The organism is Hymenobacter sp. UYCo722 (assembly GCF_040547115.1).
GTDB lineage: Bacteria > Bacteroidota > Bacteroidia > Cytophagales > Hymenobacteraceae > Hymenobacter.
In genome coordinates this window covers 403,536-427,794 of the sequence record NZ_JBEPPC010000002.1, presented here as the reverse complement: position 1 = coordinate 427,794, position 24,259 = coordinate 403,536, and the positions used below count along the sequence as shown (strand labels likewise).

General features: G+C 63.7%; 20 protein-coding genes. 9 read left to right on the top strand and 11 right to left on the bottom strand.

All coding sequences use genetic code 11. From position 1 onward, the window contains the following. Positions 1–47: 47 nt before the first annotated feature. Positions 48–572, bottom strand: a complete 525-nt coding sequence (locus ABIB44_RS07570) for a 3-hydroxyanthranilate 3,4-dioxygenase (protein WP_354584028.1) — start codon at positions 570–572, stop codon at positions 48–50. A 132-nt stretch (positions 573–704) separates the two neighbouring features. Between ABIB44_RS07570 and ABIB44_RS07565 the strand changes: the two genes are divergently transcribed. From ABIB44_RS07565 to ABIB44_RS07555, 3 genes are all read left to right on the top strand, one after another. Continuing rightward, the gene (locus ABIB44_RS07565; protein WP_354584027.1) at positions 705–2,468 is read left to right on the top strand and encodes a DUF6311 domain-containing protein; all 1,764 of its coding nucleotides are present in this window, start codon (positions 705–707) and stop codon (positions 2,466–2,468) included. A 50-nt stretch (positions 2,469–2,518) separates the two neighbouring features. After that, positions 2,519–3,307 (top strand): SDR family oxidoreductase, encoded by a 789-nt coding sequence (locus ABIB44_RS07560; RefSeq protein ID WP_354584026.1) that lies wholly within the window; start codon positions 2,519–2,521, stop codon positions 3,305–3,307. A gap of 119 nt (positions 3,308–3,426) precedes the next feature. Continuing rightward, the gene (locus ABIB44_RS07555) at positions 3,427–4,152 is read left to right on the top strand and encodes a glycosyltransferase family 2 protein (RefSeq protein WP_354584025.1); all 726 of its coding nucleotides are present in this window, start codon (positions 3,427–3,429) and stop codon (positions 4,150–4,152) included. Positions 4,153–4,170: 18 nt separating this feature from the next. On the opposite strand, the gene ABIB44_RS07550 is transcribed toward ABIB44_RS07555, so the two are convergent. From ABIB44_RS07550 to ABIB44_RS07520, 7 genes are all read right to left on the bottom strand, one after another. Beyond that, positions 4,171–5,511 carry a hypothetical protein gene (locus tag ABIB44_RS07550; RefSeq protein WP_354584024.1) on the bottom strand — a complete coding sequence of 447 codons (1,341 nt, stop codon included), beginning with the start codon at positions 5,509–5,511 and terminating at the stop codon, positions 4,171–4,173. 75 nt (positions 5,512–5,586) lie between these two features. Continuing rightward, positions 5,587–6,132 (bottom strand): carbohydrate binding domain-containing protein, encoded by a 546-nt coding sequence (locus ABIB44_RS07545; RefSeq protein WP_354584023.1) that lies wholly within the window; start codon positions 6,130–6,132, stop codon positions 5,587–5,589. A 67-nt stretch (positions 6,133–6,199) separates the two neighbouring features. Next, complete coding sequence (locus tag ABIB44_RS07540; protein ID WP_354584022.1) at positions 6,200–8,050, bottom strand: glycosyltransferase family protein; 1,851 nt, start codon at positions 8,048–8,050, stop codon at positions 6,200–6,202. 55 nt (positions 8,051–8,105) lie between these two features. Continuing rightward, positions 8,106–9,548: a hypothetical protein gene (locus ABIB44_RS07535; protein ID WP_354584021.1), complete on the bottom strand. Its 1,443-nt coding sequence runs from the start codon at positions 9,546–9,548 to the stop codon at positions 8,106–8,108. A 62-nt stretch (positions 9,549–9,610) separates the two neighbouring features. Continuing rightward, entirely contained in the window at positions 9,611–11,158 is a 1,548-nt protein-coding gene (locus tag ABIB44_RS07530; protein WP_354584020.1) for an ArnT family glycosyltransferase, read from the bottom strand. A 25-nt stretch (positions 11,159–11,183) separates the two neighbouring features. Further along, on the bottom strand, positions 11,184–12,785 hold the full coding sequence (locus ABIB44_RS07525) for an ArnT family glycosyltransferase (RefSeq protein WP_354584019.1): 1,602 nt from the start codon (positions 12,783–12,785) through the stop codon (positions 11,184–11,186). A 52-nt stretch (positions 12,786–12,837) separates the two neighbouring features. Next, complete coding sequence (locus tag ABIB44_RS07520; RefSeq protein WP_354584018.1) at positions 12,838–13,647, bottom strand: dolichyl-phosphate beta-glucosyltransferase; 810 nt, start codon at positions 13,645–13,647, stop codon at positions 12,838–12,840. Between the two features lie 179 nt (positions 13,648–13,826). On the opposite strand from ABIB44_RS07520, the gene ABIB44_RS07515 reads away from it, so the two are divergent. Next, entirely contained in the window at positions 13,827–15,269 is a 1,443-nt protein-coding gene (locus ABIB44_RS07515) for an aldehyde dehydrogenase (protein ID WP_354584017.1), read from the top strand. Here the strand turns inward: ABIB44_RS07515 and ABIB44_RS07510 are convergent. Beyond that, positions 15,266–15,853 (bottom strand): Uma2 family endonuclease, encoded by a 588-nt coding sequence (locus ABIB44_RS07510; protein ID WP_354584016.1) that lies wholly within the window; start codon positions 15,851–15,853, stop codon positions 15,266–15,268. The genes ABIB44_RS07515 and ABIB44_RS07510 overlap by 4 nt on opposite strands. A 92-nt stretch (positions 15,854–15,945) precedes the next feature. Here ABIB44_RS07510 and ABIB44_RS07505 point away from each other — a divergent pair, with 92 nt between their 5' ends. From ABIB44_RS07505 to ABIB44_RS07485, 5 genes are all read left to right on the top strand, one after another. Beyond that, a complete protein-coding gene (locus ABIB44_RS07505; RefSeq protein ID WP_354584015.1) occupies positions 15,946–16,578 on the top strand; it encodes an acyltransferase in 633 nt (210 codons plus the stop codon). A 35-nt stretch (positions 16,579–16,613) separates the two neighbouring features. Beyond that, complete coding sequence (locus ABIB44_RS07500) at positions 16,614–17,909, top strand: nucleotide sugar dehydrogenase (protein ID WP_354584014.1); 1,296 nt, start codon at positions 16,614–16,616, stop codon at positions 17,907–17,909. Positions 17,910–18,035: 126 nt separating this feature from the next. Next, positions 18,036–19,070 carry a UDP-glucose 4-epimerase GalE gene (gene galE / locus ABIB44_RS07495; RefSeq protein ID WP_354584013.1) on the top strand — a complete coding sequence of 345 codons (1,035 nt, stop codon included), beginning with the start codon at positions 18,036–18,038 and terminating at the stop codon, positions 19,068–19,070. Positions 19,071–19,184: 114 nt separating this feature from the next. Then, positions 19,185–20,240 carry a dTDP-glucose 4,6-dehydratase gene (gene rfbB, locus ABIB44_RS07490; protein WP_354584012.1) on the top strand — a complete coding sequence of 352 codons (1,056 nt, stop codon included), beginning with the start codon at positions 19,185–19,187 and terminating at the stop codon, positions 20,238–20,240. A 138-nt stretch (positions 20,241–20,378) separates the two neighbouring features. Then, on the top strand, positions 20,379–21,386 hold the full coding sequence (locus ABIB44_RS07485) for an SDR family oxidoreductase (RefSeq protein WP_354584011.1): 1,008 nt from the start codon (positions 20,379–20,381) through the stop codon (positions 21,384–21,386). Between the two features lie 76 nt (positions 21,387–21,462). On the opposite strand, the gene ABIB44_RS07480 is transcribed toward ABIB44_RS07485, so the two are convergent. Both ABIB44_RS07480 and cysS read right to left on the bottom strand, forming a co-directional pair. Continuing rightward, complete coding sequence (locus ABIB44_RS07480) at positions 21,463–22,503, bottom strand: M28 family peptidase (protein ID WP_354584010.1); 1,041 nt, start codon at positions 22,501–22,503, stop codon at positions 21,463–21,465. Between the two features lie 128 nt (positions 22,504–22,631). Next, positions 22,632–24,164 carry a cysteine--tRNA ligase gene (cysS, locus tag ABIB44_RS07475; RefSeq protein ID WP_354584009.1) on the bottom strand — a complete coding sequence of 511 codons (1,533 nt, stop codon included), beginning with the start codon at positions 24,162–24,164 and terminating at the stop codon, positions 22,632–22,634. Positions 24,165–24,259: the final 95 nt, after the last annotated feature.

Sequence of the window (24,259 nt, the reverse complement as noted above, 5' to 3'; positions counted from 1 at the left end):
CGGTGCAGACGTGATAAGTTCCTTCGCTGTGCTCAGGATGACCGGTATTAGACCACCGGCGCTGGCGCTTCCATGTACGTGCCGCACACCTGGCAGGTCCGCTTGGCATCATCCTGCCAAAAGGCATTCATAATCGGCGGTAGCTGGCTCACGATGTCGGTAATCTCGGCGAACTCCTCGTAGAGCTTGTTCCCGCAGTTTTCGCAGTACCACTGGAAGCCATCGATTTCGCCGGCCGTGCGGTAGCGTTCGATAACCAGGCCGATGGTGCCGGCCGGGCGGCGCGGCGAGTGCGGCACATTGGGTGGCAGCAGGAACAGCTCGCCCGGGCCGATGGTGATGTCGACGGGTTGGCCATCCTCCATGATTTTGACGGTCATCGTGCCCTCGATTTGCCAGAACAGCTCCTCGCCGGCATCGACGTGGTAGTCTTTGCGGGCGTTGGGGCCACCCACCACCATCACAATAAAGTCTTGGTTATCTTTGAAAACCTGCTGGTTGCCTACGGGGGGCTTCAGCAGATGGCGGTGCTCATCAATCCACTGCTGAATGTTGAAAGGGCGCGTTATCATGGGCGGGAGAGGGGTTAGTTCCGGGGCTAATTTACGGCCCGGCGGGGAGTCGGATGCCTATCCAGCCGGCTTATCTTTGCCGCTGCCGGCGGCTGGCAGCGGCTTCAATACAAGCTACGGCTTTCCTCCCTTATGAAAAACTGGCTGCGTGCGGCGCTGCTGTCCGGATTCTACGGGCTGTGGTTTCTTGTTTTTACCTGGCCGCTGGGGACACGCTTGACCACGGCGTTTCTGGCCGACCCGGCCGGCGATGCCAACCAGTTTGTGTGGAACGTCTGGCACTTCGACCAGGCCATCGTGTGGGGCCGCAACCCGTTCGTTACCAACTGGCTGTTCTACCCGCAGGGCACCAGCCTGCTGATGCATACCTACACGCCCGTGCTCGGCCTGCTGGGCCTGGTAGTGGGCAACCCGATACTGGCCGTGAACCTGGGCCTTCTGCTGAGCGCGACGGCCTCGGGCGCGGGGGCTTACCTGCTGGCCCGGCGCTGGGTGCGCAGCCCGGTACTGGCGCTGCTGGCGGGCTTCGTGTTCGCGTATTCGCCCTACAAGCTGCAACGGCTCTCGCAGCACGTCAACCTGGAGCTCACGGCCACGGTGCCGTTCTACGTGCTGGCTTTTTTGCGGGCATTTGAGTTCACGGCGGGGCGGTGGCTGCCCCGGGTGCGCAGCTGGGGCGCGGTGGCTGCCTGCGCCGGGCTGGGGGTGCTCACCCTGCTGAGCGACTACTACGTGCTATTCGGGCTGCTGTATTTCTCGCTGGCCTACGCGGCGTGGTTTGGGCTGCGGCTCGGCCGCATCCGGTGGCGGGCGGGGCGCACCTGGGCGGGGCTGGTGGGCCTGCTGGCCGTCAGCCACGTGCTGGTGCGGCTGTTGCGCATGTCGGGCCTCCCGGAAAAAAGCATCTGGTGGGGCGGCGATTTGGTGTCGTTTCTGATGCCGCCGGCCAGTAGCCGGTGGGTGTACTGGGACTGGGCCGCCCGGCTGCTGCACAACCCCAAGGTGTTCAACGCCCCGGGCTCGATTGAGAATACCGTGTTCATCGGCTACGCGCTGCCGCTGCTGGCCCTGCTGCTGGGCATATTGCGCTGGTGGCACCGCCGCCCGGCCTCGGCCCGCTTTGCCGACCCCGGCGGGCGGCCGCTGGCCTGGGTGCTGGTCGTTTTTCTCCTCTTCACCATCCCGTCGGTGCGGGTGCTGGGCCACGAGCGGCTGAACCTGCCCACGGCGGCGCTGCACTTTATTCCGTTTCTGAACAACCTGCGCTGCCCCACCCGCTGGATAATGATGGTGGGCCTGCTGCTGCCCATCGTCTCGTTCAGCGCCCTCGAAGCTGCCTGGGCCGGCCGCCTGAAACCGGCCACCCAGTTGGGGTTTAGCCTGCTGCTCTTCGCCGTGGTGCTGGTTGAGTTCTGGCCGCGCCCGTTCCCGCTGCAAAGCATCAGTGCGGTGCCGCGCGCCTACCGGCAGGTGGCGCAGCTGCCCGGCACCTCGCTCATCACCATTCCACTGGGCATTGTCGACGGTACCCGACAGGTGGGGCGGTTCAATCCGGTGCAGCTCTTTTACCAAACCCAGCACCACCAGAAGTTGCCTACCGGCTACATCTCGCGGGTAAGCCCCGCGCAGTTCGCCTCCCTCGATGCTGAGCCCGTGCTCCACGCCCTGCTGCTGGCCCAGACGCGGCCCGATTCGGTGGTGGCGGCTCCCGGCCCTACTCCTGCCGAGGTCCGGGACTTTCTGGCACGCTACCGGCCGGCGGCCTTCGTAGTGGAGCCCGCTTATCGCAACCAGCCCGTGCACCAGCGCCTGCGGCAGCTGCTGCTCCTGGTGCCCGGATATTACTACGAACAGCCCGTGGACAGCCTCGTGCTGTTCGCCCCGCCCGGGCGCTAACTTTTCGGCAGGTTTTGCCCCTATTCCTTTTCCCCTATTCCCACTTTCCCATGAGCGACCTCCTCCCCTACCGCGCCCTCGTCGGCGGCAGCACGCAAGGCATTGGCCGGGCCGTGGCCCAGCTGCTGGCCGAGCGGGGCTGCGGCCTCACCCTACTGGCCCGCCACGAAGACCGCCTGCGCGAAACCGTAGCCGCCCTGCCCACGCCCACCGGCCAGGTGCACGACTACCTGGTGGCCGATTTCGACGACCCCAGCCACCTCGCCGAAGTGGTGCAGGGTTACCTGGCCACGCACCCGGCCGGCTTTCACATTCTGGTGAACAACACCGGCGGGCCGGCCGGTGGGCCGCTACTCGACGCGCCGGTGGAGGCGCTGCGGCTGGCCTTCAATCAGCATGTTATCTGCAACCAGCTGCTGGCGCAGGCCGTGGTACCGGCCATGCGGGCGGCGGGCTTCGGGCGCATCATCAACATCGTCAGCACATCGGTGAAGGTGCCGCTGCCGGGCCTGGGCGTGAGCAACACTATTCGGGGCGCGGTGGCCAGCTGGGCCAAAACCCTGGCCAACGAGCTGGGCCCTCACGGCATCACGGTGAACAACGTGCTGCCCGGGGCCACCCTCACGCAGCGCCACCACACGCTCATCGAAAAGAAGGTAGCCCAGACCGGGCAGTCGGCCGAATCCATCGAGGCCGATATGCTGAAGACTATTCCGGCCCGGCGCTTCGGGCTAGCCGAGGAGGTTGCCGCCGCCGTCGCCTTCCTGGCTTCGCCGGCCGCCGGCTACATTAACGGCACCAGCGTGCCGGTCGACGGCGGCCGCACGGGCGCGCTTTAGGCAGTTATCAGTGAACAGTTAACGGTGAGCAGTTCATGGCTAACTGTTCACTGATAACCGATAACTACTCACTGACTGCTAGCTTTACGGCTTCTTCGCCCTGCACAATCCTCTTTCCAGTGGTCAAATTCGATACCCTTTCCATCGTCATTCCGGTTTATAACGAAGCCCGCACCATCCACCAGATTCTGGATTTGCTGCGGGAGCTGGAGCTGGTGAACGGCATCGGCAAGGAAATTATCCTCGTCAACGACTGCTCGACCGATGCCTCGGCCGATACCATCCGGGCCTACGCCGCGCGCTACCCCGAAATGGGCCTGCGCCTGCTCGAGCATGCCGTGAACCAGGGCAAGGGCGCGGCATTGCACACGGGCATCCGCGAGGCCACCGGCGACTACGTCATCATTCAGGATGCTGACCTGGAATACGACCCCGAGGAGTATAACTGCCTTATCAAGCCCATTATCAAGGGCTTCGCCGATGTGGTATTCGGCTCGCGCTTCATCGGCGGCAACCCGCACCGCATCCTGTTCTTCTGGCACAGCCTCGGCAACCAGATGCTCACGTTCCTGAGCAACATGATGACCGACCTGAACCTGACCGACATGGAAACCTGCTACAAGCTGTTCCGGCGCGACATTATTCAGGGCCTGAAGCTGGAGGAAAACCGCTTCGGCTTCGAGCCCGAGGTAACGGCCAAAGTGGCCCGCGTGAAGGATATCCGCATCTACGAAGTGGGCATCAGCTACTACGGCCGCACCTACGCCGAGGGTAAGAAGATTGGCTGGCGCGACGGCTTCCGGGCCATCTACTGCATCATTAAGTACGGGCTGCTGGGGCAGTAGCCGGGCGGCGCGGCCCGGCTACTGGTTCGGGTTCGGCCACTCCAGGTCGAAGAAGTAGTATGTGTACTGCTTCCAGGTTTCGTTGTAGCTGTTCACGATACCCAGGTAATACTGCCAGCCCTGGGCCAGGTTGAGCAGCACCAGCAGCAGCACCAGCACCGCCAGCGGCCAGGCAAAGCCGGGCCACCACCGCGCCCAGAAGCTGGCCAGCGCCAGGCTCAGCAGCGGATACAGGCTGATGAGCGGCCGGGCACTAAAACCGCCGCCGTACACCCAGTCCCACCAGCTGAAGGTGACATACACCATCACCGGCACCAGCACCAGCAGCGGCGGCAGGGCGGCGGGCACGGCACGGCGCGTCCAGGCAATGCCCAGCAGCGCCAGCCCCATCAGCGGCGTCCAGAACAGCCAGCCCTTGCGCACGCTAAACAAGCCGTCGAGCAGGTGCGGATGCCGGAAATCGAACTTCTCGCCCGGGTAAAAATCGAGCACCCAGCTGCCGCCCACCACGCGCCAAAACAGAAACTGCAGGCCGGCAATGGCCGCCACCAGCGCCACCATGCTCAGCAGCTGCGGCCACCGGGCCAGCCACTCGGCCAGCCGCTGGCGCACGGCGGCTCCGTTCGTGAGGCCCCACAGCAGCGGCACGGCCGCCAGCATCAGCTCCGAAGGCCGCACCAGCAATTGCAGCCCGAAGCCCGCCGCCAGGGCCAGCGCCGTGCTCCAGCGCCCCTGCTCGTACCAGGCGCGGGTGTTGCGCAGCAGCAGCACGTTCAGCAGAAACAGCGTGGCGTGCGACATCGTCGCCTCGTGCGTGGCATAGGTGAACAAGTTGGTGCCCAAGCCAATGCACAGCAGCGTGAGCGCCGTAATATAGTCGGGGAAATAGCGCCGTAGCTCGCGCCCCAGCAGCCAGAGGCCCAGCAGCGCATACAGCATGCAGCCCAGCGGCAGCAGCACCTGGTAGGGCAGCGAGTAGCCATCGGCTGGCGGGCCGCCGGGCACCGAGGCGTAGGCGTGGGCCAGCGCAAACCACGGCGCGTAGGCCACGGCCATGCCCAGCGGGTACTTGAACACGGTGCGGTCGTTGGGCAGGTGCACCATGCCGTAGTCGGCGGCGAGGTCGGGCCGGTACTGCGCGCGAATGGCCTGTTGGTAAGTGCCATCGCCCAGGTCGTGGGTGATGAAGGCACCCGGCAGGTAGGCGTAGTAGCCCACGGTGTCGGAAATCAGCACGTCATCCTTCTTCCAGCGGGCACCCCGGCCAATGGCCGCCACAAAAATGAAGGCAATGCACAGCCACACGTAGCCCGTGTGGGTAGCGGGCCACCAGCGCTTTGCGCGCAATTTTGTTTCCATCAGCAGGCCCGACCGGGGCAGGATAACGCCGCCCCCCGCCGCTGGGCAGCCAGCGCGGGAGGCGCGTAGCGGAAATTAATCTATCAGCGAAACGCGCAGGTCGTCGATGTACGCGGGCGTGGTGGCCCCGTCGCGCCACAAGAAGATGCGCAGCTGCTGGGTGCTGGTCGCGGTTTCGGGCAGGGTAATGTCCTTCGTGATTTTGACCCACTTGCGAGCTTCCTTCACCTGCTCGCCGTATTTGATGCCGTCGCCGAACGTCTCTTTGCCGGCGGCCGGGTCGAACACCTGCAGGCCCAGCCGGGCAGTCGATTTATCGTCGGTCATGTAGGCCCAGGCCGACAGCCGGATTTTGTGGGGCTTGCGGGCCGTGGCCTGGCCCAGGGGCAGGTTGTAGCCCATGCCGAACTCGTGGCCGGCATCCACTTTCACGGAGTAGCGGCCGGAATGGGCTTTCTCGCGGGTGACGGTAGTGGGGTCAGGCAACCAGCCCACCACGGCTTCGAAGTCGCTGAAGGCAATGAGGTTAGCGTCGTCTTCGGTCGACGAGCCGCCGCAGCTGGCGAGGAAACAGAGCCCGGCAATGGCCGCGACTGAAAGCGTGTAGAAACGAGCTGACATAAGGAAACGAGTGATTAAGAAAGGGTAAAACTAGCAGAAAAACGGCAGCTGCCCAGCCGCCAGGTGCTTACCACGCATATTTGGACTGCAGGGCTTCGGCCTGAATATCATCGAGGTAGCAGGGCGAGCCGTTCTCGTTCAGCACGAATACTTTCAGCACATCATCGGGCTGGGCATCGGCGGCCAGGGGCACGTCGAGCCACACGGCCGTCCAGCGGCCGGGCACGCTGAGGGCGTTTTGCAGGCGGGTATTTTCCCACTGCACCGTTTCGCCGTGGCGCTCCCGCACCACCACCAGCTTGTGGCCCCAGGCCCCGTATTCGGAGTTCACCAGCACGCTGCCGCGCACCCACTGCCCGGCGGCCAGGCCGGCATCGCGCAGGCGCACCTGCACGGCGGGGCTGTAGGCGCGGCCCTGCACGGCGTGGTACGACTGGCGGCTGCGGTAACCGGCCGCGTTGGTGATGCCGGTGGAGTCGGCGGCGGGCTGGTCGTCGAAGCTCAGCTTGCCCAGCGGGCAGAAGGCATAGTCTTTCACCTTACCAGGCAAGCGGTTTTTCGAGTCGAACAGGTTCAACTCGTCCTGCGTGGGATGCACGTTGCCGAGCAGCGCCCCGAAGTAGCGGCGGTTCATGTTCTCGCCGTCCAGAATGCCGTTGAGGTACTGCCATTCGAGCACCAGGTTCTGGTCGATACACAGCACGCTGCCCAGCAGGGCCGCGCCGCACAGCGCCGGCCGGGCCGGCCGCTGCTGGCCCAGCCAGGCCAGCAAATAGGCCAGCGGCAGGGCCAGCGCCGCGTACGACTGCACCAGCGCCCGCTGCCCCAACGTGCCGCCGTACCACCAGATATCCCAGGCCGACACCACCCAGAGGTTGACCAGAAAGTAGGCCAGCACGGGCACGGCTACGGCCCGGTTGCGCCGCCACAGCACGGCCAGCCCCAGCAGGGGCAGCACCATGAGGGGCGTGTACATCAGCCAGCCTTTTTTGAAGCTGAACAGCACCTGCCACGTGTGCGGCTTCAGGAAGCTAAAGCCCTGCTTTTCGTAGCTATACACGAAGAAATGGCCCGCGGCCCACTTCCAGTACAGCAGCTGCGGCAGCACGGCCAGCAGCCCGCCGCCCACCAGCAGGGCCACGTCGAGGGGCCGCGCGCGCAGCAGCCGCAGCTTGGCGTGCAGGGCCGCCGGCGAGGTCACGCCCCAAAGCAGGGGCAGCAGCACGGCCACCATGTCGGAGGGCCGCACCATTACCAGCAGGCCCAGCGTGAGGCCGATGCCGGCCGCCAGCCCGCGGCGCGGCTGCTCGTGCCAGCGCACCGTGAGCCACAGCAGCAGGGCGTAGAGCGTGAAACCCACGTTGTGCGCCATGGCCCCATCAATGGCGGCGTAGTGCAGGTAGTTGCTGCCAATCACCAGCAGCGCCAGCGTGAGGGCCGTTACCACATCCGACACGTAGCGCAGCAGCACGTGCCGCAGCAGGCCCAGCCCCAGCAGCGAATACACGAGGCTGCCCACGGCAATGGCCACCTGGTAGGGCACCGAAAAGCCGTCGCGGGCGTAGTTCCAGTGGCCGGCGGCCCAGTGCCCCAGCCCGAAAAACGGCGCGTTCAGAATAGCCAGCCCAATGGGGTACTTCATGACCATGGCCCCGGCCGGGCCGCCCGGCACCGGAAACGCCTGGTAGTACGAGCCCGTGGGGTTGTATTCCTGCAAAATGCGCGGCATGAACGCCAGATGCGACAAGTCGTGGTAGATGAAATGCGCGGGCAGGTAGAGGTAGTATCCCAGGGCATCCCAGGTCAGAATAGCCGTGACGTTGTGGGTATCGAAGTTGGGCACCCACAGCCGCAGCTGCAATAGCAGCAGAAACAGGGCGAAAATGGTAGCCAGCGAAAACGGAGCACGAAGCTTCATAGCAGGGGAATAAACCGGGGTTGGGACGGGGCCGATAACGGTTCAGAATCAGGAATCAGATAACACTTTGCTCGCCGGGCGCGGGGGTAGCCGCCGGCCGGCACCACAACTGCCAGGCCCGGCGCACCCCGTCGGGGCCGTGCTCGGCCACCACCAGCAGCGCGGCGAAAGGCAGCAGCCACGCCACGCGCCCCTGCAGGCGGTCGAGCACGTTGGCCAGCGCCCCGGTCACAAAGGCATTGGCGACCAGGCCCAGGCCCAGTACCAGCAACAGCAGCAGCAGCGGGGTGTAGCGGGCCGCCGCCACCGCCGAGCGCCTGGCACCACCTATCAGGCCCGCTGCCACCAGCAAGGAAAGCAGCACGGCCCCGTAAAAGCGCGCATTCAGGTCTTCGAAATGCAGGCTGCCCCGGTTTTGCAGCGATGACATGTAGGCCTTGAGCTCGTAGGATGCGAACTCCTGCACCTTCCAGTAGGGGTTGGTGTTTTCGCGGAAGGGAACTAGGCCGTCGCCGTGGCCCAAGTGCGTCAGCTGGCGCAGGGTGGAGCGCAGGCCTTCCTGAATAAGGTAAGGATAATAGCGCGGGGTGGTCAGAATATGGCCAACAATGGTGCGGTATTCATCCAGGTTGTCTTCCAAGCCGCCGGTCTGGTAGTAGGGGCTTTTTTCATCCCACAGAAAGGTGATGGCATCGTTGGGCAGCTTGTCGCGGAAAGCACACAGTTTGAGCGGCTGGGCGGTATCGCAGTTGCGGTCGAGGTACTTGTCGACGATGCCGGCTTCCACCAGCCGGCCTACCAGAAACACGGGTGTGGCCCGCGACAGGACGAAGCCGCCGCCAAAGGCCGCGTGAATGGCCGGCAGCAACACCCAGCAAGCCAGCACGGTAGCCGTGGTGAGCCCCCACTGCCGCCGGCTGGCCAGCTGCCGCCGAAACAGCCCCTGCCACCAGGCCACCAGGCCAAAACCCAGCACTACCAGTGTGAAAGCGAGCAGGTTGGAGTTGTGCATGAGCGTAGCGAGTGCCGCCGTTGCCAACAGGCCCACCCGCTCGCCCACCGGGCGCACGGGCCCCAGCAGCAGCAGCGCCAGCGCCAGCAGCCCGATGGCCGAAAAAATATCGGGCATGAGCTGGCAGCAGTAGTACGACGCGCCCGTAGCCCAGAGAGTGAGCCCTACCAGCACCAGCCGGCCCGACCGGTGCCGCACGCGCGGCGCGAACTCGGCCACGCAACGCAGCAGCACCCAAGCCAGCAGCAGCGCCTGCGCCAGCACCACCAGCCAGAGGGAAAACTTCAGGCCCGTGGCCCGAATGAACAAGCCATACACGATGGGCCGGTCGTTGGGCACCTCGAAGTGAATAGCCGAGTTGATGTAGCTGCCGCTATCGGAAGTAACCAGCGGGAAGCCGTTGTAGAGGCCGGCGCTGAGCAGCAGTAGCGTGGCCAGCAGCAGCGTGAGCAGCGGAACCAGGCGAGGGCTTACGGAAGCAGGCATAGGCGAGAGCAAAAATGGGAAGCGAAGAAGTGAATGAACCAGGTCGGATAGCGGCGGCCATGTTACTGCGGGCGGCCCCAGAGCGGAATGGCCCCGGGCGAGTGCGTCAGGTAATCGGGCGGGGCCTGGTCGTGGTGGGCCGGAAAGTACGCTACCCGCCAGCCCTGCGCCAGCAGCCGGTTAAGGTCGGCCTCGGCCGGCCACCAGCCATACACAGGGTGGCTTGAGTAGAACTGGGCCTGGAGTTCGTCGCTTCCCTGGGCATTGAAAATGAGGTAGCCCGGCGGCACTTCCGCATCGAGATGGCGGTAGAGGCTGGCATTGGCCAGGCGCACGGCCCGCTCCAGCGGCGCGCCCGATACCACCCCAATGGATTCGGCGAAGTGGTAGCGCACGATGGTCCACGGGCGGGCATCGGCGGCCAGCACCAGGGCCACTACCAGCGCCACGCCCCCGGCCCCGCGCCGCCCACCGGCCGCCCGGAGGCCGCGCAGGACATCGGCCAGCGGCACGGCGGCCAGCAGCAGCAGCAGCGCGCTCACCACGTAGGTATAGGAGTACATGCGGGTAGCGGCGACCGTGAAAAAGGCATATACCAAGGCTACCATCGCCAGCATGGGTACCAGCCGCCCGAGCTGGCCACGCCGCCACACCAGCCCCAGGCCCAGCGCCATCAAAGTCAGCAGGAGGCCATAGTGCGTGGGCAACATACCGAAGTGGTAGTACCAGGGGTAGTCGTGGCCTTCGAGCGGCTCCAGAAAGTGGCGGGTATTGTAGGCTCGTTCGTAGGCGCTTTCCAGCGGAAAGCGCCACGCCGCGTACAGCTGCCAGGGCAGCGCCACGGCTACCGCCACAGCCACCGACGCGGCCAGCCGGCCATACTCGGCCCAGCGGCGCGGAGCAGCTTGCAAAATGGCCACACCCCAGCCAGCGTACACCACCAGGCCCACCAGCCACTTGCACAGCACCGCCGCCCCGGCAAACACGCCCACCAGCACTAGCCAGCGCCACGGCCGGGCACTGGCGCGGTATTCATAATAGGCCCAGATACTAGCCGTCACATAGGCCGCAAAGGCCACGTCGTTGTGGTCCATGCCAATTACTCCGCTGGTTTGCTCCAGCTGGTAAAACGCGCATGCCGCCAGCAGCGCGGCCACGTAGCCGGTATCCGCATCGAGCAGGAGCCGGCCCAGGCGATACACCGGATACAGCACCAGGCTGCCCAGCAGCGCGCTGGGCAGGCGCATGGCCACCTCATTCACTCCCAGCAGCTTCATACTCAGCGCCATCTGCCACATAAACAGGGGCTGCTTGTGCAGCCAGATGTGGTTGCAGCACCAGGCCTTGTAGTCGTAAGGCAACAGGTCGGCGTGCAGCATGGGAGCCAGTGGGTGTAGCAGCATGTTGCTGGCCACCACGGCATGAAACCGCTCATCCCAGTCGTGCAAAAAGGGGTCGAGGCTGGCCATCAGAAGGCGCAGCAGCAGCGCAGCGGCCATCAACAGGCCCACAGCCCAGGTCAAGCGCTGCCGGTACCACGCCCCAATGCTGGCCGCCAGCAGCAGCGCCCCCCCCATCAACAGCCCCATTTGTACTCCTTGGCTTAGCATAGTATGTTGGTCGAAAGCTGCCGCACTACCAGCCGGCCCGCAGCTGAAACACCGAATGCACCCGCCGGCCATCGGCGCGTATCTGGAACACCTCGAAGGGGTAGTCGTAACTATCGGGGTGCCAGCGGTAGCTGGTCAGGAAGTAGTCGGCGCTATCGGGCTGGTCCACGAACATTAGCCGGTCGCGCTGCTCGGGGGGCAGCAGCAGGCGGTTGAAATCGGCCGGGCTGGGCTGGGGCGCGAAGAACTTGATTTTCGGCCGGTCGTCGTGGCTGGCGATGTATTCCAAATCCTGCCGGTAGCCCAGGCCCCAATAATCCATCTCGAACCGCTCGCCCACGTTGGGGCCCGCTAGCAGATTGAAGTACACGTTTTGCAAGGGGTGGTCGCGCACCATCTGCGCGGCCGTTACCAGCAGGCACAGGCCGGTGCCCACGTACCAGGCCCGGGGCCACCCCGCCCAGCGGGGCCGCCAGCCGCTGGCCGCCACCCAGCCGCGCATGCCCACCAGCAAAAAAGCCGGGTAGATGAAGTAGAGCTGCCGCCACCCGTCGTACAGCACCGAGTGGAACACGATAACGGCCAGCAGCGGCCCAATAAATAGGCCCAGAAACATGACATCCTGCAAGCCCCGCTCATTGGCCCACAAGCGCCAGCGGTATCGCACCAGCTGCCGCCCCATCAGCCCCACGCCCAGCAGGCCGGCGGCCAGGTAAAGCACGGGTGTGGTAATACCCGGCCACACCAGCGGGTAGTGCCAAGGCAAATCGGTGGCGGCCACCATGTTGCCGAAATACAGCACCACCCCGCCCCAGCGGAAGGTTTTCATGTGTTCGAAAGCCTCCACAAAATTGTCCAGCGGCGCGGCCCACAGGTAGGGCCACAGTGCTACTATCAGCCCCCACATCAGCGCCAGGTACAGGCCCGTCACGGCCAGCAGCTGCCGCCACGGTATTTCGCCCCGCAGCCCACGCCAGCCCAGCAGGCCCAGCGTCATCAGCGGCACCAATATGCCCATGATGCGCACATCGATGGCCACCGCGCAGGCCAGGGCGTGCCACGCGGCCCGGCGCCAGGTGGGCCGCAGCAGCAGCCGCACGCCCGTGTTGGTGGCCACGGCAAACAGGGCCATGAACACGGCATCCTTATCGTTGTAGAATGACTCGGCAAACAGGCGCGGCGAAAGCACCAGCCACAACGCCGCCAGCAGGCCCAGTCGCCAGTCGTCGAAGCGGCGGCGGGCGAGCTGGAACACGGCAATCAGGCCCCCGAAACACACCAGAAAGGTGCACAGGTGGCGAAACCGGAATTTGTCGCCGCCATCTTCGATGCCCAGCAGGCGTTCGGCCAGGCACACCGGGGTTTCAAAAGCCACGCCGTAGTCGCGGTCGTAGAACTCGGCCAGCGGGGTGCTGTACTTGTCAAAATCGTGGTCGGCGGCAATCCAGTCCGGGGCCACCATCTGGCCCACGTGCTTGAGGCTAATCATGCCGATGTCGCGCTGCTGGTTTTCGTCAATCGACAAACCATAATCGCGTAGCAGTAACAGGCCCAGCAGCAGCACAGCTCCGAAAAAGGCCGGCACCAGCCACCGCTGCAAGGGAGAAGAACGCGAAAAATCAGGCATGGGATACGGGTACCGCAGGAAAAACACAAATCACGAATAGCTTCCGGCAGCCCTAGGCAGGGCGCCCCGGCGGAAGGGCCGCACTGGCCCCATTGCCCGGGGCGGCCACCTCACGGGTGCGGCGCAGGGCGGCATCGTAGTGTCCGCGCCGGGCCCGGCGGCGCAGCTGGCGCAGCTCGCGAAAGCCGTCGAGGCCGCTGAGGAAGCCTACTTTGCTACCAGCGGCGTCGTTCCAGCGCACGGGCTGCTCCAGCAGGCGCAGGCCGGCTTTGTGCGCCAGGTACAGCAATTCCACGTCGAAGCCGAAGCGGTCGAGCACCGCGCCCTCCACGATGGGCCGGCAGGCGGCCATGCGAAAGGCCTTGAAGCCGCACTGGGTATCGGCGTAGGGCAGACCGGTGGCCCACTGCATAATCTGGTTGAAGACGCGGCCGCTGTACTCGCGCAGCCAGGGCTGGTGCACGCCAATGAGGCTGCGGTCGAGGGCCCGCGAGCCGAATACGACGTCGTACTGGCCCGCCAGAATGGGGTCGACCACCTTATGCAGCTCCTCGATGGGCGTCGAGAGGTCGGCGTCGGAAAACAGGGCCACGGTGCCGGTAGCAGCCAGCAGGCCCTGGCGCACCGCGTAGCCCTTGCCCCGGTTGGCGGGGTAGCTGATGAGGCGGGTGGGAATGGTGTCGGGGTGGGTGGCAAAATAGCCCTCCACTACCCGCCCCGTGTCATCCGTCGAGCCGTCGCTGACCACGATGAGCTCGCTGCTGAACGGCTGCGCGTGCAGGTACGTCAGCACCTGCTCGATGGTGCTTCCCACCCGCGTGGCTTCGTTGTAGGCCGGAATGATGACGGAGAGAACGGGCAAGCTGAGTGGAAATAAGCGGCACCAAATGGCGCGGGAAGGGACAATGCGGTGCTACAAAGCTAGCTATTGCGGCCGCCTTTTCCCGCCTGCGGGTTTTTGCGCAGCTTGGCGGCGTTTGGGGCCGCCCGGGCCGGGGCCTGAATCGTTACTTTGAGGTTCCGTCTCTCCCGCTCCCGCCCATGCTCCGCATTCAGAACTACCTCAACGGCCAGCTGGTGCCGCCCCGCGCCGGCCGCTACCTCGACAACATTGAGCCCGCCACCGGCCAGGTGTATGGCCAACTGCCCGACTCCGGCCCCGAAGACGTGGCCGCCGCCGTGGCCGCCGCCGAAGCCGCCCTGCCCGCCTGGCGTGCCCTCCCGGCCGAAGACCGGGGCCGCCTACTCGTCAAAATCGCCGACCTGATTGATGCCAACCTGGAGCGCCTGGCCCGCGCCGAAAGCCAGGACAACGGCAAGCCCCTGGCCCTGGCCCGCGTGATGGACATCCCCCGCGCCGCCAGCAACTTCCACTTTTTCGGCACCGCCGCCGGCCACTTTGCCACCGAGGCGCACGTGCAGGAAGGCGTGGCCGTGAACTACACCGTGCGCCACCCCGTGGGCGTAGTGGGCTGCATCTCGCCCTGGAACCTGCCGCTTTACCTCTTCACCTGGAAAATTGCGCCCGCCCTGGCCGTGGGCTGCTGCGTGGTGGCCAAGCCCTCCGAAATAACGCCCGCCACGGCCTTTTTGCTGAGCAAGCTGTGCATCGAGGCTGGCCTGCCAGCGGGCGTGCTCAACATCGTGCACGGCACCGGGCCGGGCTGCGGGCAGGCCATCGTGGAGCACCCGGGCATCAAGGCTATCAGCTTCACGGGGGGTACGGCTACCGGGCGGCACCTGGCCGCCACGGCCGCGCCGCTGTTCAAAAAGCTCAGCCTGGAACTGGGCGGCAAGAACCCCAACCTCGTTTTCGCCGACTGCGACCTGGCCGCCGCCGTGGCCACCAGCATCCGCAGCAGCTTCGCCAACCAGGGCCAGATTTGCCTGTGCGGCTCGCGCATTTTCATCGAGCGCCCCATTTACGAGGCCTTCAAAGCCGAGTTTCTGGCGCAGCTGAAGGACCAGAAAATCGGCGACCCGCTCGATGCCAACACCAAACAGGGCGCGCTGGTGAGCGAAGCGCATTTACAGAAAGTACTGGCCTACATCGAGCTAGCCCACGCTGAAGGCGGCACGCTGCTGGCCGGCGGCCACCGCGCCACCGTGCCCGGCCGCTGCGCCGGCGGCTACTTCCTGGAACCTACGGTATTCGAAAACCTGCCCTTCGATTGCCGCGTGAACCAGGAGGAAATATTCGGCCCCGTGGTCACCCTCACGCCGTTCGACACCGATGAAGAGGCACTGATGATGGCCAACAGCACCGACTACGGCCTGTCGGCCACCATTTGGACGCGCGATTTGCAGCGCGCCCACCGCGTGGCCCACCAATTGCACTGCGGCATCGTGTGGGTGAATACCTGGCTGCACCGCGACCTGCGCACCCCTTTCGGCGGCATGAAGAACTCCGGCGTGGGTCGCGAGGGCGGGCTGGAAGCGCTGCGGTTTTTCACCGAGGCCCAGAATGTGTGCGTGAAGCTTTAAAACGTTACTCCCGTGTACACCTCTACCAGCGGTACCTGGCAGCCGATGCTGCTCAGGTCCAGCATGGCGCTCAGGTCGCGGGTTTCGGTGAATATCCAGCGGCCCAGCTCATCCAGCGTGTACAGTTCGGCGTGCACTGCTTCGGAACTGAGCATCAGGTACTGACGCAGGCTCTCAATCTGGCGGTAGAGCGTGAATTTATCGTAATGGTCGCGCTCGGCGGTGGAAGTCGACGTTACTTCCACGATGAGCTGGGGGTTGGTAAGTGAGCTGGGGGTTGCCTCATTGTTAAAAACGGGTCCGCAAGCAGCTACTGTATCGGGATATAGATAGCCACTGCGGTTTTTGGTTTGCACCCGCTGGTCTCCCATGTAGCCTTTACAGCCGCGCTGGCGCAGCACCGGGCCAATAACTTGGTTGAGGTTGTAGTTGATTTCGTTGTGCTCCGGCGTGGCTCCAGCCATCGCCAACACCCGGCCGTTCGTGAATTCATGCTTGGCCTCAGCGGCCGTTTCCAGCCGCAGGTAGTCGTCGGCCGAAACCGGAACGAATTCCTCGGGTAATTTGAAAGCAGGCAGGCCCATAACAAAGTCGGTTTCGGTGGATTACCCAAAAGTACGACCCCAACCCCGCTCGCTGCCTTACCTTTGCGGGCCGAAACACCCCCGCTGCCCGCATGTCAAACGCCACCCCCGATTACTACGCCCACCCCACGGCCATCCTCGACGAAGGCTGCCAGGTGGGCCGGGGCAGCCGCATCTGGCACTTCTGCCACATCTCGGCGGGGGCCGATTTGGGCGAGGACTGCAACCTGGGCCAGAACGTGTTCGTGGCCGATGGCGTGACCCTGGGCCGCAACGTGAAGGTGCAGAACAACGTGAGCCTCTACGGCGGCGTTATTTGCGAAGACGACGTGTTTCTGGGCCCCTCCGTGGTGTTCACCAACGTGAAGAACCCGCGCAGCGCCATTCCGCGGAAGGGCCCCGGGCAGTACCTCACTACTTATCTGGAGCAGGGCGTCACCATCGGGGCCAATGCCACCATTGTGTGCGGGGTGCGGCTGGGCCGCTACGCCTTCGTGGGGGCGGGCAGCGTGGTCACGCACGACGTTCCGGCGTATGCGCTCGTATACGGTACGCCCGCCCGCCCGCAAGGCTGGATGAGCGCCGCCGGCCATCGCCTCGAATTCGATGCGCAGGGCCGGGCCGTTTGTCCTGAAACCGGCGAAAAATACGACCTCAGCCCCGACGGCACCACGGTGCGGCCGGCCGCCTCTAAAACTTCCCGGCTGCCGAAAACCAGCAGCTAGCAACCGAACAAATCAGCAACCGATAACTACTTCCCGTGTACGACCAACTATTGCGCAAAGAGGCCACGCTGGCCGTCATCGGCCTCGGCTACGTGGGCCTGCCCATTGCCCTCGAATTCGCCAAGCAGCTGAAGGTGATTGGCTTCGATATCAACGCGGGCCGCGTGGCCCAAATGAAGCAGGGCATCGACCCCAGCGGCGAGCTGGAGGCGAAGGATTTTGAGGGCTGCGACATCACCTTCACCAACTCGCTCGAGGTGCTGCGGCAGGCGCAGTTCTTCATTGTGGCCGTGCCCACGCCCATCGACGAGCATGCCCAGCCCGACCTCAAACCCCTGCTCGGCGCGTCGGGCTCGGTGGGCAAGGTGCTGAAGAAAGGCGACTACGTGGTGTTCGAAAGCACCGTGTACCCCGGCTGCACCGAGGAAGACTGCATTCCGGTGATGGAGCGCCACTCGGGCCTGAAATTCCCGACCGATTTCAAGGTGGGCTACTCGCCCGAGCGCATCAACCCCGGCGACAAGGAGCACACCCTGCGCCGCATCGTGAAGGTGGTGAGCGGCAACGACGAGGAAGCCCTCGATACCGTGGCCAAAGTGTACGAGCTGGTGGTGGATGCCGGCGTGCACCGCGCCAGCAGCATTCGGGTGGCCGAAGCCGCCAAAATCATCGAAAACACCCAGCGCGACGTGAATATCGCGCTGATGAACGAGCTGTCGATGATTTTCGACCGCATGAACATCAACACCTACGAGGTGCTTGAAGCCGCCGGCACCAAGTGGAACTTCCTTAAATTCAGCCCCGGTCTGGTGGGTGGTCACTGCATCGGCGTGGACCCGTACTACCTGACCTACAAGGCCAAAGAGCTGGGCTACGACGCCAAAGTTATTTTGAGCGGCCGCACCACCAACGACAACATGGGAGCCTACATCGCCCGCAAAACGGTGCAGATGATGATTAAAAAGGGCAAGGACGTGGCCAAAAGCCGCGTGCTGGTGATGGGTGCCACCTTCAAGGAGAACGTGGAGGACATCCGCAACTCGAAGGTGGCCGACGTGATTCAGGAGCTAAAGAACTTCTCGGTGAACGTCGACATCATTGACCCGCATGCCAGCTCCGACGAGCTGCACCACGAGTACGGCTTCCGCCTCACCAAGCCCGACGACGTGCGCACCGACTACGATGCCGTGATTGTGGCCGTGAGCCACTCGCCCTACGCCGAGAAGAACGAGGCCTACTTTCAGTCCATAACTGCCGAAAACCCAGTGCTAGTCGACATCAAAGGCCTGTACCGCGGCAAAATGAAGGATATCCAGTACTGGAGCCTGTAAATTCAAGGAACGATAAGGAACGTCATGCTGAGCGGAGCCGAAGCATCTCTACCGCGATAGTATATGATTACTGCTGCACGCGAGATGCTTCGGCTCCGCTCAGCATGACACAAGCCTCGATGACTCATGACAGATAAACGCGCTAAGATTCTCGTTACCGGCGGGGCCGGCTACATCGGTTCCCACGCGGTGGTTGAGCTGTTTCAGGCCGGCTACCAGCCCGTTATTATCGACAATTTCAGCAACTCGCGGGAGTCGGCGTTGGCGGGCATTGAGTCGATTCTGGGCACGACCGTACCGATTTACCGCATCGACTGCGGCGGCGCGGCCGCGCTGCGCCAGGTTTTTGAGGCGGAGCAGGACATCCGGGGCGTGATTCACTTTGCGGCCTTCAAGGCGGTGGGCGAGTCGGTGGCGAAGCCGCTCGCCTACTTCCAGAACAACGTGGGTTCGCTGCTCACGCTGCTGGAAGTAATGAAGGAGTTCGGCGTGGAAAACCTGGTGTTCTCGTCGTCGTGCACCGTGTACGGCATTCCCGACGCGCTGCCCGTAACGGAGGCCACGCCCACCAAGCCGGCCTCGTCGCCCTACGGCCGCACCAAGCAGATGTGCGAAGACATTGTGCACGACGTGGCGGCCGCATCCGACAACCAGATTCGTACTATCCTGCTGCGCTACTTCAACCCGATTGGGGCGCATGCTTCGGCCAAAATCGGCGAGCTGCCGCTGGGCGTACCCAACAACCTCGTGCCGTTTATCACGCAGACGGCGGCCGGCATCCGCGAGAAGCTCGTTATCAACGGCAGCGACTACGACACGCCCGATGGCACCAACGTGCGCGACTACATTCACGTTGTGGACCTGGCCAAGGCCCACATCGTGGCCGTGCAGCGCCTGCTCGACCATAAAGCCGCCGAAACCGTAGAAACCTTCAACGTGGGCACCGGCCATGGCAACTCGGTGCTGGAAGTGGTGCAAACTTTTGAAAAAGTAAGTGGCCAGAAGCTGAACTACAGCATCGGCCCGCGCCGCCCCGGCGACGTGCCCGCCATCTATGCCGACGCGACTAAGGCCGCGCAGGTGCTGGGCTTTAAAACCGAAACTTCCCTGGCCGACTCGCTCGCCAGCTCGTGGAAGTGGCAGCAAACGCTGAAAAACTAATTGTCATGCTGACGAAGGAAGCATCTTATCACGGCTGCTTTCGTCAGGTTCCCTAACCCCTGTAATGCGGACGTGATAAGGTCCTTCACTGCGTTCAGGATGACAGAAAATACCATGAAAATCCTCATCACCGGCGGGGCCGGCTTTATCGGCTCCCACGTTGTTCGGCTGTTCGTTACGAAGTACCCCGAACACCAAATTCTCAACCTGGATGCCCTGACCTACGCTGGCAACCTGGAAAACCTACGCGACATTGAAAAGGCCCCGAACTACCAGTTTATAAAGGGTGACATTGCCGACCAGTCCTTCATCGACCAGCTGTTTGCCAACCAGGAGCCCGACGCGGTAATTCACCTCGCGGCTGAAAGCCACGTTGACCGCAGTATTACCGACCCGATGGCGTTCGTAAAAACCAACGTCATTGGCACCGTGAATCTGCTGAACGCCGCCCGCAACCTGTGGCAGCCCGGCGGCTACGACGGCCACGTGTTTTACCACGTGAGCACCGACGAGGTATACGGCTCGCTGGACTTCGGGCCCGAGATGTTCACGGAGGAAACTTCCTATGACCCGCGCTCGCCCTACTCGGCGTCGAAGGCCAGCTCCGACCACTTCGTGCGCGCCTGGCACCACACCTACGGCCTGCCCATCAAGCTCAGCAACTGCTCGAACAACTACGGCCCCAACCACTTCCCCGAGAAGCTGATTCCGCTGGCCATTCACCGCCTGCGCACCGGCCAGCCGGTACCCGTGTACGGCAAAGGCGAGAACGTGCGCGACTGGCTGTTCGTGAAAGACCACGCCACGGCCATCGACGCGGTATTCCACCACGGCAAAAACGGCGACACCTACAACATCGGCGGCGTGAACGAGTGGCAGAACCTGAAACTCATCGAGCTACTCTGCGACGTGGTGGACGAGAAAACCGGCCAGGCGCAGGGCACCTCACGCAAGCTCATCAAGTTCGTGACCGACCGCGCCGGCCACGACATGCGCTACGCCATCGACTCGAGCAAAATCATGAACGAGCTGGGCTGGAAGCCCTCCGTGACTTTCGAGCAGGGCCTGGCTCAAACCGTGGACTGGTATCTCGAAAACGAGGACTGGCTGAACAGCGTAACCAGCGGCGCGTACCAGGACTACAACCAGCAGCAGTACGCGGGACGTTAAGCGACAACTCAGCACGTCATGCTGAGCTTGTCGAAGCATCTCTACTGCTCTACTATTCGATTACTTTGGCAGCGAAGCGGTAGAGATGCTTCGACTTCGCTCAGCATGACGTGCTGACTAACTCATTAATTAAACGAAGTGTACGAAAACCCCTTCCACGAGCAGCCGCTCGATAACCTGACTTTTCTCGTGACCGGCGGCGCGGGCTTCATCGGCTCCAACATCGTGGAGTATCTGCTGAAGTACGGCGTGAAAAAAGTGCGGACCCTGGACAATTATTCCAATGGCTTCCGCAAGAATCTGGCGCTTTTTGCCGATGATTCCCGCCTCGAAATCATGGACGGCGATATCCGCGATGCGGCGGTTTGTGCCGCCGCCTGCGCGGGCGTCGACGTGGTGCTGCACGAGGCCGCGCTCGGCTCGGTGCCGCGCTCCATTAAGGACCCGGTATTGACGAACGACGTGAACGTGGGCGGCTTCGTGCAGATGCTGACCGCCGCCAAGGATGCGGGCGTGAAGCGCTTTGTGTACGCGGCTTCGTCGTCGACTTACGGCGACCACCCCGGCCTGCCCAAGGTGGAGGACCGCATTGGTAAGCCGCTCTCGCCCTATGCCGTGACCAAGTACGCCAACGAGCTGTACGCCGACGTATTTGCCCGCACCTACGGCATGGAAATCGTGGGCCTGCGCTATTTCAACATCTTCGGCCCGCGCCAGGACCCGGGCGGAGCGTATGCGGCTGTAATTCCGCTGTTCATCGACGCCATTCTGCGCAACGAGCCACCCACGCTGAACGGCGACGGCGGACAGACCCGCGACTTCACCTTCGTGGAGAACTGCGTGGAAGCCAACATCCGCGCCGCCCTCGTCACGAACCCCGAGGCCCTGGGCCAAGTGTACAACATTGCGGTGGGCGACCGCACTTCGCTGGTGCAGATGTACGACATCCTGCGCGAGGAAGCCGGCTCGGACCTTGCCCCCCAGTTCGGCCCCGACCGGGCGGGCGACATCCGCGACTCGCTGGCCGACATCTCGAAGGCTAATCGCCTGTTGGGTTACCAGCCGCAGGTGCGCATTCGCGAAGGCTTGAAGCAGACGCTGGCGTGGTTCAAAGCCAACCAGGATTTCATTCAGGAGCGCAACTAGCGGCGGCTGGCTTGAGACGTAAAAGGCCCCGTGGAGAATCTCCACGGGGCCTTTTCCTTTTATATTGGCTTGCTGGTTAATCCACGAACAACACCTGCGTCATCGTCTGGCCCACGGCTTTCAGCGTCTTGCGGTCGATGATGCTCATGTTGTCGGAAGTGGCGTGGTGGTAGGGCGGGAAGTAGGCGGTACCGTAGCGCGGGTGGTCGTAGATGTCGACCGTGGGAATACCGGCGTTGTTGGTGTACACGTGGTCGTCGGTGATGCCGCCGGTGTCTTCGTAGCGGAAGTAGTCGGAGTAGCCCAGCTGGGTGCCCACGCGCCAGATTTTGTCGAGCGCAAAAAGCGCCTTGGTGCGCGAGGTTTCCTCGCGGGTGAAGCTGCCGCCCTGGGCCCCCACCATGTCGAGCAGCACGCCGTACTCGGCCTTGTAGTTGGCAGGCAGCAGGTGGGTGCTCCAATACTGCGACCCCAGGCACCACGAGTCGGTGGTGCCGCCGTCGAGCTGGTTCTTGATATCGGCCTGGGTGGAGTCGTCGTGGCCCCAGTCTTCGGCATCGAAGAAGATGAAGTCGACGCCCACGTTGGGGGCCTGGGCCTCGGGCAGCTGGCTCAGGATGCGGGCCATTTCGAGGGCCACGGCCACGGCGCTGGCCCCGTCGGACGCGCCGTCCATGGGCTTGTTTTTCTTTTTGGGGTCGGGGTCGGCATCGGCGAAGGGGCGCGTGTCCCAATGCCCAAAGATGGCCACCCGGCGCACTGCCTGCGGCTGATACTGCGCAATGATATTACGAGCGTGGATGTTGGTGCCGTCGAACGTCATCGCCTCGAACGGCTGCTCCATCACCTTCAGCTTGTAGCTTTTGAGCTTAGCGACAATCCAGTTGCCGGCGGCCACGTGCGCCTTCGAGTTGGGCACACGCGGCCCGAACGCCACCTGCTTGGCCGTGAAAGCATAGGCCGAGTCGGCGTTGAACACCGGCGCTTTGGGCAGCGCGGGCGCGGCGGCCGGGACACTGCTTTCGGCCGTTTCGGTGGACTTTTTATCGGGGCAGCCGGTGAGCAGCACGAGGCCGGCCAGGGCGGCGAGAGGAAGGCGGAAGGAGCGGAAGTTCATATCTTTTCTGTCATCCTGAGCTTGCGAAGGACCTTATCGTGCCAGGGTGGTTTTGCTTGGTAACTCAACTGATGCCAGCGTGGTAAGGTCCTTCGCTACGCTCAGGATGACAGGCGGCTTTAACCGGTTTACTCCTCGCTGTAGGCCCACTCCACGCCGGCCTTGGTGTCTTTTATCACGATGCCCTGGGTTTTGAGGGCACCGCGAATCTGGTCGACTTTGTCGTAGGCTTTGTCGGCTTTGGCTTCGGAATAGAAGCCGAGGGTGAGCTCGAGCAGTTGCTCGACGTTGGCGCGGGGCTCGTCGCGCAGGCCCAACACGTCCTGCACCAGGGTGCGGTAGGTGGCGGCGGCTTGCGCGAAGGCGGTGGGGCCCACCTCGGCCAGCGCGGCCGGGTTGGCCGCCAGCGTGTTGAAGCGCTTGAGCAGGTCGAACAATGCCGCCAGGGCGCGGGGCGTGTTCAGGTCGTCGTCGAGGAACTCGGCGGGCTTGGCGGCCAGCGCCAGCAATTGCGTTGCTTCGGTGGTTGGTTCTTGGTTGTCGGTTGCCAGGCTGTTTTCGCCCGCGTCAACAACTGACGACGAATCACTAACAACTAGCTTATCGAGCAACCGCAGGCCGTTCATCAGCTTGCGATAGCCTTTGCGGGCGGCTTGCAGGGCGTCGTCGCTCACGTCCACGGGCGAGCGGTAGTGGGCCTGCAGCAGAAAGAAGCGCACCACCATGGGCGAGTAGCCCGAAACCAGCGGCCCGGTGGGGCCGAGAAACATATCGCCGAGCAGCACGAAGTTGCCCAGGCTCTTGCTCATCTTGGTGCCGTTCACGGTTATCATGTTGTTGTGCATCCAGATGCGGGCCTCGTCGGTGTGCGAGTGGCTGCCCTGGCTCTGCGCGATTTCGCACTCGTGGTGCGGGAACATGAGGTCGAGGCCGCCGCCGTGGATGTCGCTGAGCTCGCCGAGGTACTTGCGGCTCATGGCCGAGCACTCGAGGTGCCAGCCGGGAAAGCCATCGCTCCAGGGCGAGGGCCAGCGCATGATGTGCTCGGGCGAGGCCTTTTTCCATAGGGCAAAATCCAGGGGGCTGCGCTTCTCACTCTGGCCTTCGAGGTTGGCGCGGGTGCCGGCCAGCTGGTCCTCGATGCTGCGGTTCGAGAGCTTGCCGTAGCGCTGGCCTTCCTCGTTGTATTTGGGCACGTCGAAATAAACGGAGCCGTTGACTTCATAAGCCAGGCCGTTGCCGATAATTTCCTCGATTACCTGAATCTGCTCGATGATGTGGCCGCTGGCCTGGGGCTCGATGTCGGGCGGCAGGCAGCCCAGGCCCAGCATGTGCTGGCGGTAGCGGTTGGTGAAGTGCTGGGCCACCTGCATGGGCTCGATGCGGGCAGCGCGGGCGGCCTTTTCCATCTTGTCCTCGCCGGTGTCGGCGTCGCTTTCGAGATGGCCCACGTCGGTGATGTTGCGCACGTAGCGCACCTGGTAGCCCAGGTGGCGCAGGTAGCGCGTCAGCACATCGAACACCACCGGGCCGCGGGCGTTGCCCAGGTGGGCCTCGCTGTACACGGTGGGGCCGCACAGGTACACGCCCACCTGGGGCGGGTGCACGGGTTGGAATTCTTCTTTCTGGCGGGAGAGGGTGTTATAAAGCTGAAGCGACATGGGAATTCAGTTAACAGTTATCAGTGAGCAGTTAACATCTTGGAGATTGTGGCGAAGCAGGATGAACAGCACTGATAACTGCTCACTGATACCTG